The following is a 15,428-nucleotide window of genomic DNA, read 5'->3' on the forward strand; positions in this document are numbered from 1 at the left end:
CATGGACGTTCGCCAACACGCCTTTCTTGCGCGCCAGCCTTCTGCTGAGCTGAAAACCCGCGAGCACTTCTGGGGTATGCCCAAACGCGGGTTGGCGTTCCTGTTGGCGAACGTTATGTTTTGGCAGCCGATGTGGGCCCAGGCCGACGGCATTGTGGTGGCGAACCCCGGCACCAGCCTTGGCCAGGCCGGAAATGGCGTGCCGATCGTCAACATCGCCACACCCAACGGCTCCGGTCTGTCGCATAACCAGTTCCATGACTACAACGTCGGCACCCAAGGCGTAATCCTCAACAACGTTGCGGCGCAAACCGGCGCCACGCAGTTGGGCGCAATCATCGTCGGCAACCCCAACCTGACCAATCGGGTTGCGGCGCAAACCATTCTCAACGAAGTGGTCGGCGGCAGCCCGAGCCAGTTGCGCGGCTACACCGAAGTGGCGGGGCAATCGGCCCGAGTGATCGTGGCTAACCCTTACGGCATCAGCTGTAATGGCTGCGGCTTTATCAATACCCCGCGCGTCACGTTGACCACCGGTAAACCCGTGCTCGACAACGGTCGCCTGGATCGTTTTCAGGTCGATCAGGGCAGCGTTTCCATCGACGGCGATGGCCTCAACGCCAGCAACGTCGATCACTTCGAAATCATCACCCGCAGCGCGAAAATCAACGCCCAGATCCAGGCGAACAACCTGACGATTATCGCCGGTCGCAACGACGTCAACGCTGACACCCTCAACGCCACGGCTCGGGCGAATGACGGCAGTGCGAAGCCGGAACTGGCTATCGACTCCTCAGCCTTGGGCGGCATGTACGCCGGGACGATAAAACTGGTCGGCACCGAGGCCGGGGTCGGTGTCCGATTGGCGGGTAACGTGGCGGCCAGTGGCGGTGATATCCAACTCGACGTTAACGGTCATTTGAGTCTGGCCCAGACCGCCGCCAGTGGCGCTGTCAACGTCAATGCCGCGAGTCTCGATGTCAGCGGCCGGGTGTACGCCGGCAGCAGCCTGGCGATCAACACCCGCGGTGATCTCAACGTCCAGCAGAGCCTCGCCGCCCGCGATCGCATCAGCCTCTCCAGTGGTGGACAACTGAGCAATCAGGCGGTCATCGAAGCCGGCGTCAATAGCGACAACAGCCGCAACGCCACGGGCGATGTCAGCCTGAGCGCGCAAAACCTGAGCAACACTGGCAGCATCATCGCCAGTCGCGCGGTACAAGCGACTGTGGCGCAGACCCTGTTTAACCAGGGCGGCACCTTGAGCGCACAGCAAAGCGCGAACATCACGGCCGCAACCCTGGATAACCAGAACAAGGGCCGAGTGCTGAGCAGCGGTAGTCTGGGCGTCAGCGCCACCCAGTTGCTCAACGCCCAAGGTGGGTTGTTCCATAGTGCCGGTAGCCTGACGACCCAAGCCGGTTATGTGAATAACAACGGCGGCGAGGTGTCCAGTCTCAATACCGCGACGCTGAATATCGCCTCGCTGGACAACGTGGCCGGCTTGGTGTCGGCCGGCATGGCCCTGAGTCTCACGGCGAGCGGGAAGGTGAATAACCAGGGCGGCAAACTCACCGGGCTGGATACGCTGAACCTCAGCGCCGGGCAGGTCGATAACAGTAATCAAGGGCGCATCGCCAGCAACCAGACACTGACCGCCAGTGTCAGTGGTCTCGATCAACACAACGGTGGTCAGCTCACCAGTAGCAGCGCTTTGACCCTGGATTTGAATCACGGTCAGTTGAACAACCAGAACGGCCTGATCAACGCACCGTTGCTGATGCTGAAAAACCTTCAGGGCGTCGTCAACCAGAACGGTGAGATCTCCAGCGCGCAAGCGTTCACCCTGGCCGCCGATAGCTTCGATAACAGTAACGGCAAATTGCTCAGCAACCAGGCACTGACTCTGCGCATCAATCAGGCGCTGAGCAACGTCAATGGCCTGATATCAGCGGCCACTCTCGATGCTCACAGCGCCAGCGTGGACAACAGCAACGGCCTGATCAGTAGCCATGGCGTCCTGAGCGCGGGTGCAGATGGCAGCTTCGTGAACCAGGGCGGAACGGTGATCGCTGACGGCGATATGCAGTTGAACGCCGGCACACTGAACAACCTCAACGGCCAGGTTTCCGGCAAGCGCGATCTTAAGGCGCAGATCACTAGCCTTACCAACCAGAACGGCAAACTGATTGCCCTCGGGGCGCTCACCCTTAGCGGTAGCACCCTGGATAACCGTGGCAAAGGCCTGGTCGGCGCAACCCAAGCGCTGAACGTCAAGGTCGACGCTATCGATAACCGCGGTGGCGAACTGTCGAGTACGGTCGGCGTGGCGCTGCTCGGTAGCCAACTGGACAACAGCGACAGTGGCCAGGTCATTGCCGGTGACACCCTGAAACTGACCGTCGACCACGTGATCAACCAGAGCAAAGGCCTGCTCTCGGCCACGGGAGATTTGAGTCTGACCGGCAGCAGCCTTGATGTCAGTGGCGGTAGCCTGGTCAGTCAGCACAACCTCAATGTTGGCCTCACGGGAAGCTTGACCAACAGCGCCGGCCTGCTCAGCAGCGAAGGGTTGCTTACGATCAATGCCGCCAGCCTGGCCAACCGCCTTGGCAGCTTGTCCAGTGCCGGGCAACTGAGCCTCACCAGTGCCGGGTTGATCGACAACCAGGGTGGCAAGTTGGTCACCGACGGCGGTATCGATGTGCATAGCGCCAGCCTCGACAATAGTCAGGCGGGCAGTGTTAGCGGCAAGGGTGCCGTGAGCATCACCACCGGCATACTCGACAACAGCCATGCCGGCAACCTGAACAGCAGCAGCACGCTGAATCTCAACGCTGGTCAAGTCACCAACCAGGATAACGGCCGCATCGCCAGCGTTGACACCTTGACCGCCAGCGTCACCGGTCTGGATCAGCAGGGCGGTCAACTGTTCAGCAACACGGGTCTGAACCTGGACCTGAACAACGGTCAACTGAACAACCAGAACGGGCTGATCAATGCACCGATTCTGGTGCTGAAAAACCTCAACGGTGTGGCTAACCAGAACGGTGAAATCTCCAGCCCTCAGGCGTTCACGTTGACGGCTAACAACCTCGACAACAGCAACGCAAAGCTGCTCAGCAGCCAGGCGCTAACGCTGCAGATCAATCAGGCCCTGAGCAACATCAAAGGTCTGATCGCGGCGGCGAGTATTGATACTCACGTCGGCAGCCTGGACAACAGCGGCGGCACCCTGACTAGCCGCGCCGACCTCAATCTGCACGTCGATGGCCAGCTCGGTAATCAGAACCTTGGGCTGATCAATGCCGCCACACTGCTGAACATCAGCAGTGCTGGCCTGAACAACCAGAATGGCTCCTTGCTCGGCAGCGCTATTAGCCTGGACTTTACCGGTACGAGCGGTGACTTGAACAACGGGGCGGGGCTGATCACGACTGCTGGCCAACTGACCGTCAACCATCTGCGTGACCTCAACAACCAGGGCGGCGAGATCTCCAGCAACCAGAGCTTCAGCCTGGTCGGACGTACTCTCGATAACAGCGGCGGCAAACTGATCAGCAGCAACCTGCTGAGCCTCAACGCCAGCGCCAGCCTGCTGAACCAGAATGGTTTAGTCTCCGGTTGGCAGGGCCTCGACGTCAGCGCCGCCAGCCTCGATAACCGCAACAACGGCACGCTCTCCAGCCGTAACGGTGACCTGAGCGCCAACGTCAGTGGCGCACTGCTCAACAGTGGTGCAGGCGCACTGGTCAGCCAGAATGCGCTGACTGTCAACGCGGCAAGCCTGGACAACAGTGGCGGTATTCTGTCCAGCGGCGCAGGCCAGACCCTCACTGTCGGCGGTCTGCTGAACAACGGCCAGAAAGGCCTGATCGATAGCGGCGCGGCGCTCATCGTACAAGCCATGACCCTCGGTAACGCTGCGGGCGCGATCACCGCACAAAAAAACTTGAGCTTCACCGGTACCGCGCTGGACAACACGTCCGGCAGTTTGGTCGGCAATGAGACGGTCACACTCGACCTGCTCGGCGCTCTGACCAACACCAATGGCAAACTCGCCAGCGCCGGCCCGCTGCTGATCCAGCGCGCCAGCCAGATCGACAACCAGGGCGGCCAACTGGCCAGCCAAAGTCTGATGACCCTGTTCACCGGCGGTCTCGACAACAGCAATCGCGGGACCGTTGCCGCCAGCGGTCAACTCCTGCTCAGCGCCACTGGCGCCGTGCAGAACAACGCTGATGGTTTGATCTACAGCCAGAACGCCGGCCTTCAACTGCAAGCCGCCAGCCTGGCCAACAGCAAAGGCACGATGCAAAGCCAAGGTGCGTTGGCGCTCACTGTCTCCGGTGACATCGACAACCAGAGCGGCCGCATCATCGCTCAAGGCGCAGACCTCACCGTCAATGCCGGCAATCTCGACAGCCGCGGCGGTGTCCTGGCCAGCCTGCAAGGCGCGTTCACCGCGCACCTCGCGGGCGTACTGAAAAACGGCTACGACCTGACCAACAACAACCAGGGTGGCGTCATCCAGGCACATAATCTGGACATCACCGCCTTGGCCGGCATCAACAACTATGGCGGGCGCATCTCCGCGCAAACCGGTGACGCACTCATTCATACCGCCGACTTCGACAACCGTAACGGCGGCCTCTATGCCACCGGTCGGGTCAACGTCACCGGCAATAACTTCGACAACAGCGGCAGCAACGACGGCCAGATCGCCGGCAGCCAGATTGACTTGACCCTCAGCGGTGTACTCAACAACCGCCTGGGCATCATCGAAAGCGACAGCACTCTGGCGATCACCGCCGCGAGTATCGACAACCAGACCGGCCAACTGCGTGCCTTGGGTACCAGCGGTAAAACCAACTTCCAGATCGGCGGCCTGTTCGACAACAGCAACGGTACTATCGAAACCGCCAACACCGACCTCACCCTCGGCGCCGGCAGCTTCCACAACACCGGCGGCAGCTTGCTGCATGCCGGCACCGGCACCTTCGACATCTCCACCGCCAACGTCATGGGGGCTGGCGGCACGCTCGTCACCCGCGGAGGTCTGACGCTCAACGCCAACAGCTGGACCAACAGCAGCGTGATCCAGGCAGGGCGCCTGACCGTCAACGTCAACAGCTTAAGTCAAACCGCCAGTGGTCAACTGTTGGCCTCCGACAGTTTCAGCGGTAGTGGTGGCAGCTGGTACAACGACGGGTTGATCGCCAGTGATGGCAACCTCAGCCTGGGCATCGGTGGTGCTTACTGGGGTGCAGGTCGGCTCAGCAGTCAAGGAAACCTTGGCCTGAGCGCCGCGCAAGTGAGCCTCAACAGTGTGACTTCGACCATCGCGAGCGGGGGAGACGCCACGATCAATGTCAGCGGCCAGCTGGACAACGCCGGTCGACTGACCTCCATGGCCGCAATGACGGTGACGGCAGGTGGGCTGAGAAACTACGGCACGCTGGGGGCCGGGGGCAACCTGACGGTCAACACTGGTGCATTGCTCAACAACAACGGTTTGATTTCCAGCGGCGGGAATATGCAGCTGCTGGCCAGCAGCTTCACCAATAGCTATGCGCAGGTTTACGGCTTTGGCAACGTACTGATCGGACGGGATTCGCAGGGGGGGATGGCAAACCTGTTGGACAACCGCTCAGGCAACATCGACAGCGCACAAAACCTGACCATTAACGCCATGACCGTCAACAACGTCATGGACGTTTTGCAATACACGGACCATACAAAAAGCTCAGCGACCATTACCCAGTTAACGTGCGCGCAGATACCGATCGCCGGTTGCGATGAACGCGACTGGGGTGGCATCAATGGCCGTTGGGAAATCGACGAAACAGACAGCTTGAGGGTGACCAGCAGCTCTGCCGCGTCGGGCCTCACCAGTGGCGCGAATCTGCTGATCAATGCGCAGACGCTGAATAACATCAGCAGTACCATCGCCGCCAGCGGGAACCTGACCGCGAATGCCACGACCATCAACAACAATGGGTTGCAGCCCCAGGACATTACTACCGTCCGGACCTATTGGAATTTCGTGACGCAGATTAACCAGGCCATCGCGGCGGCTGCCGATTTCAACGCCAAGAACAGCCCCACACCTTCGGCCACCGTTGAAGCGGATCTAAGTGCCTTTATCAACTGGATGGGCGGCGGTCTGCTCACTCAAACCAGCAATGTCACTAATACAAGCGGTCAATCCTACGGCGCGGTGATCCAGGCGGGCGGCAGCGTCAACCTCAACGCCGCCCAGAACATCAATAACAGCGTTGTCCGGGCTTATTACGCTTTTGTCACTGCCGGCCATACCAACACCGACACCCGTGCAGGCAGTACGTATGCCACGCGGGTTCAGATCAACGCGCAACTCCCGCCCAACCTGGCTCAGCAACAAGTCAATCCCACGGCGTTACCAGGCTTCAGCCTGCCAACCGGCCAAAACGGACTGTTTCGCCTGAGCGCGGCGAGCACCAGCGCGCCAGTCAGCACTGGCCCGCAAAGCTGGACGCTGGGGGGCGGCGGTATCAGCGCAGCTCAGCGTCAGCAGTCACTGCCGGCCAGCCAACTCGCGATTCAGGTGGGTGGTATCGCCCAAGCCTCCGCCAGCTCGGTGGCAGGACTGCCTGGCGTGACGGCTGCGCCAGGCCCGCTCAGTATCGCCCGTGTTCAAGGCCTGCCGAGCAGCGCTAGCCCGTCCAACCCGCAGAAATACTTGATCGAAACCAACCCGGTCCTTACCGACCTCAAGCAATTCATGAGTTCGGACTACCTGCTCAAGGCCCTCGGCTACAACCCCGACGACAGCGCCAAACGCTTGGGAGACGGCTTCTACGAACAGAAGCTGATCCAGCAGGCGGTCGTGGCCGGCACGGGTCAAGCGTTCATCAATGGAAAGACCTCGAACGAGGCGCAGTTCAAGTACCTGATGGACAACGCCATCGCCAGCAAGAACGAGCTGAAGTTGTCCGTCGGCGTGAGCCTCACCGCCGAACAGGTCGCCGCGCTGACCCACGACATCGTCTGGATGGAAAGTGAAGTCGTCGACGGCCAGACCGTGCTGGTGCCGGTGCTGTACCTTGCCAACGCCAACAACCGCCTGGCCGCCAACGGCGCCCTGATCCAGGGCGGCGACGTGAGCCTGATCGCCGGCCAAAATCTCGACAACGCCGGCACCCTGCGCGCCAGCAATAACCTGTCCGCCGCCGCCGGCAACAATCTGGTCAACAGCGGCCTGGTGGAAGCCGGTAATCGCCTGGACCTGCTCGCTGGTAACAACATCGCCAACCAGTCCGGGGGCATTATCGCCGGGCGCGATGTCAGCCTGACCGCCGTTAATGGCGACGTGACCAACGAACTCACCGTCACCAGCCACAAAAGCAGCGTCGATGAGTACAGCCAGCAGACAGACGTTGTCGACAGCGCGGCGCGCATTGAAGCGGCGAACAACCTGACCATCCGCGCCGGGCGCGACCTGAATAACACCGGCGGCGTCCTGAAAAGCGCTGCAAACACCACGATCACGGCCGGGCGAGATGTCAAGCTCAGCGCCGTCCAGCAAGTCGTCAGCCACGACTACGGCGCCGACCGCCGGGATCAAAGCATCACTCAGCACGGTTCCAGCGTGACGGCCGGTCAGGACCTGAGCATTCAGGCCGGCCGTGACCTCTTGGCCATTGCCAGCCAGATCGACGCCAAGCGCGATGTCGCCATGGCGGCGGGCGGCAACCTGACCCTGGCCTCGGCGGCGGACGAAACGCACTCGTACTACCAGGACAACAAGGTCAAGGCTCAGGAAGACCACGTCAGCCAGGTCAGCACAACCGTCAATGCTGGCGGCAATGTCACGTTGAACGCCAGTCAGGACCTGACACTCAGCTCAAGCAACGTTACGGCGGGCAATGAAGCTTATCTGGTGGCCGGTGGGCAATTGAACGTGCTGGCGGCACAAAACAGCGACTACTCGCTGTACGACATGAAGAAAAAGGGCAGTTGGGGCAGTGAGAAGACCCAGCGTGACGAAGTCACCGACGTGAAGAACATCGCGAGCGAAATCAAGGCTGGGGGCAACCTGACGTTGGTCAGTGGTGGGGACCAGTTGTATCAGGGGGCCAGGCTTGAGGCTGGCAACGATTTGACGCTGGAGAGTGGTGGGGGCATCACGTTTGAGGCGGTGAAGGATCTGCATGACGAAAGTCATATCAAGAGCAACGGCGACCTGGCGTGGACCTCATCGTCAGGCAAAGGCAACACCGATGAGACGTTGCGCCAGAGTGAGTTGATTGCTCAAGGCCAGATGACGATCAATGCGGTTAATGGCTTGAACATTGACCTTAAGAACATCAACCAAAAATCGGTGAGCCAGACCATTGATGCGATGGTCAAGGCTGATCCGGGTCTGGCTTGGATCAAAGAGGCTGAGCAGCGGGGGGATGTGGATTGGCGGCAGGTGAAGGAGGTTCATGACTCCTTTAAGTACAGCCAGTCGGGTATGGGCCAGGGTGCGATGCTCATCGTTGCCATTGTCGTCACTGTGCTCACATATGGCGCTGCTAGTGGGGCTATTGGCGCGGCAGCAGTGGGTACAAGTGCCGGTGCTGCCGGAACTGGAGCATTGGCGGCGGCCACTGCTGGAACAGCTGCTGTAGGGGGCGTTGCCGGCACCGCGGCTGCCGCTGCGGGTTGGGCCAACGTCGCCCTATCCATGGGCGCTGCTTCGCTAGCCTCCACTGGTGCCATCAGCACCATCAATAACAAGGGCAACCTGGGTATTGCGCTGAAAGATACCTTCAGCAGTGACAGCCTCAAGCAAGCGATGATCTCCGCAGGCGTTGCGGGCGTTATGTCGGCCTACGGCCCTGAATGGTTTGGCGGTAAAACCGACCCTACGACAAGCACCACCACCACGGCGGCTGGCTCGGCTGTTGGAGCCATTCCGGACATAACCAACCCGAGTGCCTGGGCCAACTTCGCTGGCATGCAACTGACCCAGAGCGCCTTGACTGGAGTGGCCAATGAAGCCTTGGGCCAAGGCAAGTTCGGCGATGCTATGCAGAGCGCGCTGTACAACATCTTGCAAGCCAGCGCGTTTAATTCTGTCGGCGATATGGGATTTGGCAGTGGAAGCCTAGCCAATATAGCCGCCCACGCTTTAACCGGTGGCTTGCTAGCTGAAGCCATGGGCGGCGACTTCAAGACCGGAGCCATGGCAGCTGGGGCCAGCGAGGCCATGGCCAATGCGCTGGGAAGCGGCCTCCTTTCGGGCAACGACGAACAAGCCAAACGCTTGCAACAGGCGGCGGCGCAGATCGTGGGCGTTCTTGCCGCTGCCAGCGTCAATGGCGACGTGCAGATGGGCGCAGACATTGCCAAGAATGGACGTGCCTATAACCACGACTTACATGAGAAAGACGCTGAGCATTTCATCAAAGGAGCTATGGAGGCCTGTCGGAGCAATCCAGGGATTTGCAATACTGGGGTGGATTTCAGCAAACTGACCGCCGACGACATTCTTGCGGCTATGCGGGTTGAAGGGGCCCATGGCGAAGGAATCGCTGGTGTTAAACCGGAGGCGATAGCCTTCATCGACGACTTCATGTTCTCCCTTTTACCGGCGCTGCGCGAGCAGTTGTACAGTCCAACGGCTTCAGAAGCCGAGCGACTGGACGTTGAGCACAAAGCAACGCTCTTGTTGTTAGTATTATCGCTGGGACAAGGGGTTCGAAACATTGGCAACGCGGTCCAAGGTTTTGAAACTGGTGCTGTAGCTGGTGTTGAGGCTGCGAAGTCGGGAAGCGAGGGTGCAAAAGGTAGTCTCCCAGAAATTAAGATGGTTGATGGTTTCTACCAAGCGGAAGGAACTCCATTCAAATTCTCTGAGTATTACTACAATCGCTTATGGTCGACTGGGCGTGGGGCACCTTTTGTTCAGGCGGATGAGGTCCTGAAAACAGCAACAACGGTTACCCCGGATAGGATGGCAGGGTTCTATCGTTATACGAATGGTTCGATGGAGATGGTTTATAATCCTGTTACTAAAGAAGTTTGGCATCTTCAACCTTTAAGGTAGTTAAAAATGTGCGAAATTACCATGCAGATTATTTATTTTTTATTTGTGCATCAGAAGGGAAGGCGGCTTTCTGTTTTAGAGTTCTGCATAAATTATATTGATGGGGATTTGGCCTTTTCAGAAGATTTTTTACGTAACGAGCCTGCAATGTACGAAGAGCTTTTCTCTTTAGAGTGTAAGGGGTATATGCTTGATTTACTTGAAAAACTGATGACTGAGATGAAAGTGTTAAGGTTTGAAGAGTCAGGAGAGGTTTTAGATGGGTTGGAGTTCGTTCAGAATGTTGGCGCTACGGCATTGTGGAAGTTTAATTGTAATTTGAGTTCTGAGGTAGAGAGCTTTGTTAGGGAGTTCGATCGATTGGATGTCGTTGAGGAGAGAGAAAGATTGTATTCATTAGCGCAAGCTTAATGGTGCAAAAGGTGTAGGCAATGCAGCAACTTATGTTGCTGATGATATTCGCTTCTCGCAGAATACTGTTTCGTTCAGCAAGACAGATCGAATTTCTGGCACGAACTACACCTACGACGATTTAGTCCAGAGCATGAAAACTAATGGCTGGAAAGGTGATCCGGTTGATGTTGTGAAAATGCCGGATGGTAAGCTGACTAGTATGGACAACACTCGAATTGCTGCTGCCAGAGAAGCGGGGATTGAGGTGAATGCTAGCGTTCGTGGATTTGACGATCCATTGACGCCAGCTATTCAAAAGGCTAGAGGGTGGGAGAGTTTTAGTACTTGGGGCGAAGCGATTAGTGCCCGTATAAATAAACAGTCAGGTGGGTTTTCTACTTCCAACCCTTACGGCTCATCAGATTTACCACGTGTTACTGGAGGAGGAGGTAGATAATGAAGCCTTTTTTGTATGAGCTTCCAATTTTGCCGAGCGGCTTTCAATTTCCCGCTGATTACCTAAGTATAGTTATGGCGGATGAGGGTTTGGATATAGAGCCATGGAGGCTTTTGTCGGAAGACATGGCGCTATCTCTTTCCTACTATGGTTCTATGCTTTTGAAATTTCCAGGGTGTGCTCTGGTTCCATTTGCAATTATTCAAGACGAATCTGGATTGTATAATGATGGCTGGGTAGTTCTCGCTTGCTTTGATGGAAGCACAGGGGTGGGGGGCAGTGTCCGGATTTATGATTATTCAAGGCCGAAATCAAGTCCTTGGGATAATTTTTCTTACTCTGGTTTCTCTGAATGGCTTAGTGCTGCCAAAGAAGAGTCAGCTCGTTACAAGTCTGAGCGGGAAGACGACGAAAATTATTCCTGATGTATAAAAAGTATAGGAACGTGATCCGTTAACCATACGCCATTCTCAGACTGAAAAAACTTGAGGCCCTGCTGGTACATCCGCAGGGCTTCAATTTTTAGCACCACAGGTTTTCCATATCGCTGTCCGACGGCTATGGCTGTGGCTACGTCTTGAGATAGATGCACATGATGGCGAGAGCCCGCAATTAGCCCTTGCTGCTGAATTGACTCTAGAAAGCGAGTGGCTGTTCCGTGGTACAAAATCTGGGGTGGCTCTTTCTCAATATACTGGAGGTTTACACTTTCAGTTGAATGGCCCTGCACGGCGCGAATGTATTGCGCATCGTTAGAAATAGCAAAACGCTTTTTATCGCTGCTGCTGACAATATCCAGGATCAGTTCGCGATCTAGAACACGCCCTTCCTTAGCTGCGCCTGCAATTAATAAATCAATTTCTGCCCAGCCCTCCATGTCTAGCTGAAGTCCAATGGACTGCGGTTCATGTCGCAATACATAGCTGAGAAATTTGCTAATTTCGTTGAGCTGCTTACTGTTCATGGTTGCTGTTTTGACTCTGTACTGGGTACAAAAAATCGTTTTGTCTGGTGTTTCAAAATCATCGCATCGAGTAGGGCGAGCACAGAGCGTCGTTCGTCCTCGTCCATTTGCACCACAGCTTCGAATTTGAGCTTTAGCTCGTCCTGCGGTTCGCGCTCGTTTTCTTCAAACACCAGCCAATCGGTGGAGACATTAAAGGCCACAGCCACCTTCTTGAGCACCTCAAGCGATGGTTGGGCTTCACCGGATTCATAGCGTTTTACCTGGGTGATATGGATTCCCACGGTGTCAGCCATTTGCTGTTGGGTCAGGCTGTGTTGCTTGCGTAGTCGCAAGAAGCGTTCAGTGAAGCTCATCCAGAACAAGCCTTGGTGGTGGTCGATGCCTGGCATTGTCACCTCTGGTTCTGATGAGGGTTGACTGAAGTATCTATATGGAGCCTACGATAATACCTGATGAGATACTTGACAAGGTTCTGAGGAGATACTGAATGGCTCGCATCCCCGAAGCTGAACTGGAACGCCTCAAGCGCGAGGTGTCACTGGTTCGGCTGATCCAGTCGCAGGGCCATGAGCTGAAAAAGCGCGGTAAGGATTGGGTGATGTGCTGCGTGTTCCATGACGAAAGCACGCCCAGCCTGTCAGTCTCCGACGAGAAAAACCTCTATCACTGCTTCGGCTGCGGGGCCGCAGGTTCGGTGCTCGATTGGGTGATGAAAACCCAGGGCGTGTCGTTGCCGCACGCGGTCCAACTGTTGCGCAACGACGCACCGTTGGAGAACACGGAAAAAGTTGGCGTGTCGCGCAGTCATGCTCGACACCTCCCTTCTTTAGCCGCTGGCTCTTCGGCTTCTGCTGCTTCCGAGGTCGAAGACGCGGCGCTGCTGCGTTCGGTGGTCGAGTTCTATCACGCCAATTTCAAGCAATCACCCGAAGCGCTGACCTATCTGGTGTCTCGCGGCCTGAACCATCCCGAACTGATCGAGCATTTTCAGCTGGGTTATGCCAATAAAACCCTGACTTACCGCTTGCCCGCTGGGCATACCCAGGCCGGGCGCCAAATGCGGGAGCAATTGCAGACCTTGGGGGTTTTGCGCTCCACCGGTCACGAACATTTAAACGGTTGTGTGGTCGTGCCGGTGTTGGGTCTGGAAGACGGCGCCCAGCCAGAGCAATCCGGGCGAGTGATGCAGCTTTACGGACGACGGATGCAGCCGAACAACAAGCTGCACAATCAGCCCCGGCATTTGTACTTGGCCACGCCGTTGCGCGGAGTCTGGAATGAAGCTGCATTGTTGGCCAGTCTGGAAATTATTCTCTGTGAGTCGCTGATCGACGCCATGACCTTTTGGTGTGCGGGTTTTCGCAACGTCATCAGTGCTTATGGCGTGAACGGTTTTTCCCAAGACCATTGGCAGGCCCTGAAACACCATGGCACCCAGCGGGTGGTGATTGCCTTCGACCGTGATCCAGCGGGAGACGCAGCAGCAGAAAAATTGGCCGAGGAACTGCGCTCTGCCGGCATCGAAGTGTTTCGCTTGTTGTTTCCGCAAGGCATGGACGCCAACGCTTTCGCCTTGCAGGTGGAAAACCCGGCCCAGGCGCTGGGCGAACTGTTGCAACAGGCGCTGTGGCAGGGCAAAGGCACGCCGGTTTTGGTCGAGCCAGAAACCTCTTTTTCTTTAGCCGCTGCGCCGCAGGCAACCGCCGAGTTGCCACCGATGCCGGGTGTTTCCGATTCGGAAACTTTGACCGTAGCGGGGCCAGTTTCCGAATCGGAAACTTTCAGCGAAAACGCCCAGGGCGATCTTTTGTTGGCCGTGGCCGACCGCCGATGGCGGGTGCGCGGCTGGAAAAAGAACCTCGGCCCGGAACAAATGCGGGTCAATGTGCAGGTGCGCCGCGAGGTCGCAGAAGACCACGTACAGGGCCGCGAAGCGGCCTATTACGTGGACAGCTTCGACCTGTACGCGGCCAAGGCCCGATACAGTTATTTGAAACAGGCGAGTATTGAGTTGGGCGTGCCGGAAGAAATCATCAAGCGCGACCTGGGCAAACTGTTGCTCAAGCTGGAAGGTTTGCAGGAAGCCTCAATCCAGGCGGCACTGGCCCCGAAAAATCCTACTCCGAAGCTGAGCGCGGAGGATGAACTGGCCGCGTTGAACCTGTTGCGTGCGCCGAATTTGATCGAGCGCATCGAGGCGGATTTGACCCGTTGCGGTGTCGTCGGTGAGTCCTACAACCTGCTGGCCGGTTACTTTGCGGCGGTTTCTCGCAAGCTGGATCAGCCTTTGGCCGTGTTGATTCAGTCATCAAGCGCGGCGGGCAAAAGCTCGCTGATGGACGCGGTTCTAAATCTGATGCCAGAAGAAGAACGCATCCAGTACAGCGCCATGACCGGCCAGAGTCTGTTTTACCTCGGCGAAACGGATCTGCAACACAAGATCCTGGCCATCGCCGAAGAGGAGGGTGTACGCCAAGCGGCCTATGCCCTGAAACTGCTGCAATCGGATGGCGAATTGACCATTGCCAGCACCGGCAAGGATGAAGCCACCGGCAACTTGATCACCAAGCAATACACGGTCAAAGGCCCGGTGATGCTGATGCTCACCACCACGGCCATCGACGTGGACGAAGAATTGCTCAACCGGTGTTTGGTGCTGACCATCAACGAAAGCCGCGAGCAAACCGAAGCGATCCATGCGGCCCAACGTAAAAAACAAACCCTCGACGGCCTGCTGGCCGACGCTGAAAAACAGGCGATTACTCGCCTGCATCAGAACGCCCAGCGGCTGATTAAAACCGTGGCGGTGGTCAATCCGTTCGCGGATCAGCTGACTTTTCTTTCGGACAAAACCCGGACCCGGCGTGACCACATGAAATACCTGACGTTGATTCGCTGCATTGCCTTGCTGCATCAGCATCAACGCCCGATCAAACACGTCGAGCATCGCGGAAAATCCTTGGCATACATCGAGGTCACGAAGGGCGACATTGTGTTGGCCAACCGGCTGGCCCACGACATTCTTGGGCGCACCCTGGACGAACTACCGCCGCAAACGCGGCGGTTGCTGGAGCTGTTGCAAGGCTGGGTCGAGGCCCGAAGTCAGGCGCAGGGACTCAAAGAAAAAGAGTTTCGGTTCGGTCGCAAGGACGTGCGCGAGGCCACTGGCTGGGGGGATACCCAGTTGAAAATCCACTTGGGCCGACTGACCGAACTGGAATACCTGCTGCTGCACCGCAAGGGGTTAGCCCATGAATACACCCTCACGTATGACGGCAAAAGTGGCAACCAACCGCACCTGATGGGCTTGATCGATGCCGACCAACTCGACAACACATCCGCTCGGTCGGGGGATTCAGAAAAACGGTCGGACTCAGATCGGGCCATAGTCGGTACTCAGTCGGACACCCTCAACCACGCGCAAAGCCACGCCATTTCTGGTCTTGAGGCCGAAGCGGTCGGCCTGAACGAAAAACCACTGCTCCAGCCGTTATTAAAAAACCACTCCGCGTTGTCCAGCGCCGTCTAAGTCGAGG

At 57.4% G+C, this 15,428-nt stretch carries 7 protein-coding genes; 5 read left to right on the plus strand and 2 right to left on the minus strand.

Features of this window, described 5'->3' with window-relative positions:
• Position 1: 1 nt before the first annotated feature.
• The 4 genes from RHM68_RS07090 to RHM68_RS07105 all read left to right on the plus strand — a co-directional run bounded on the left by RHM68_RS07090 (position 2) and on the right by RHM68_RS07105 (position 11,350).
• Positions 2–10,075: a filamentous hemagglutinin N-terminal domain-containing protein gene (locus RHM68_RS07090; RefSeq protein ID WP_322221320.1), complete on the plus strand. Its 10,074-nt coding sequence runs from the start codon at positions 2–4 to the stop codon at positions 10,073–10,075.
• 6 nt (positions 10,076–10,081) lie between these two features.
• On the plus strand, positions 10,082–10,486 hold the full coding sequence (locus RHM68_RS07095) for a hypothetical protein (protein WP_322221322.1): 405 nt from the start codon (positions 10,082–10,084) through the stop codon (positions 10,484–10,486).
• A gap of 133 nt (positions 10,487–10,619) precedes the next feature.
• Complete coding sequence (locus RHM68_RS07100; protein WP_322221324.1) at positions 10,620–10,925, plus strand: hypothetical protein; 306 nt, start codon at positions 10,620–10,622, stop codon at positions 10,923–10,925.
• Positions 10,925–11,350, plus strand: coding sequence for a hypothetical protein (locus tag RHM68_RS07105; RefSeq protein WP_322221326.1), 426 nt, complete (start codon positions 10,925–10,927; stop codon positions 11,348–11,350). The genes RHM68_RS07100 and RHM68_RS07105 overlap by 1 nt, the downstream gene beginning before the upstream one ends.
• On the opposite strand, the gene RHM68_RS07110 is transcribed toward RHM68_RS07105, so the two are convergent.
• Both RHM68_RS07110 and RHM68_RS07115 read right to left on the minus strand, forming a co-directional pair.
• Positions 11,341–11,889 carry an RNA 2'-phosphotransferase gene (locus RHM68_RS07110; RefSeq protein WP_322221328.1) on the minus strand — a complete coding sequence of 183 codons (549 nt, stop codon included), beginning with the start codon at positions 11,887–11,889 and terminating at the stop codon, positions 11,341–11,343. The genes RHM68_RS07105 and RHM68_RS07110 overlap by 10 nt on opposite strands.
• A complete protein-coding gene (locus tag RHM68_RS07115) occupies positions 11,886–12,281 on the minus strand; it encodes a helix-turn-helix transcriptional regulator (RefSeq protein ID WP_322221330.1) in 396 nt (131 codons plus the stop codon). The genes RHM68_RS07110 and RHM68_RS07115 overlap by 4 nt, the downstream gene beginning before the upstream one ends.
• 98 nt (positions 12,282–12,379) lie before the next feature.
• Between RHM68_RS07115 and RHM68_RS07120 the strand changes: the two genes are divergently transcribed.
• Complete coding sequence (locus tag RHM68_RS07120) at positions 12,380–15,421, plus strand: CHC2 zinc finger domain-containing protein (protein WP_322221332.1); 3,042 nt, start codon at positions 12,380–12,382, stop codon at positions 15,419–15,421.
• Positions 15,422–15,428 lie beyond the last annotated feature (7 nt).

This window comes from Pseudomonas sp. DC1.2 (assembly GCF_034351645.1).
Lineage (GTDB): Bacteria > Pseudomonadota > Gammaproteobacteria > Pseudomonadales > Pseudomonadaceae > Aquipseudomonas.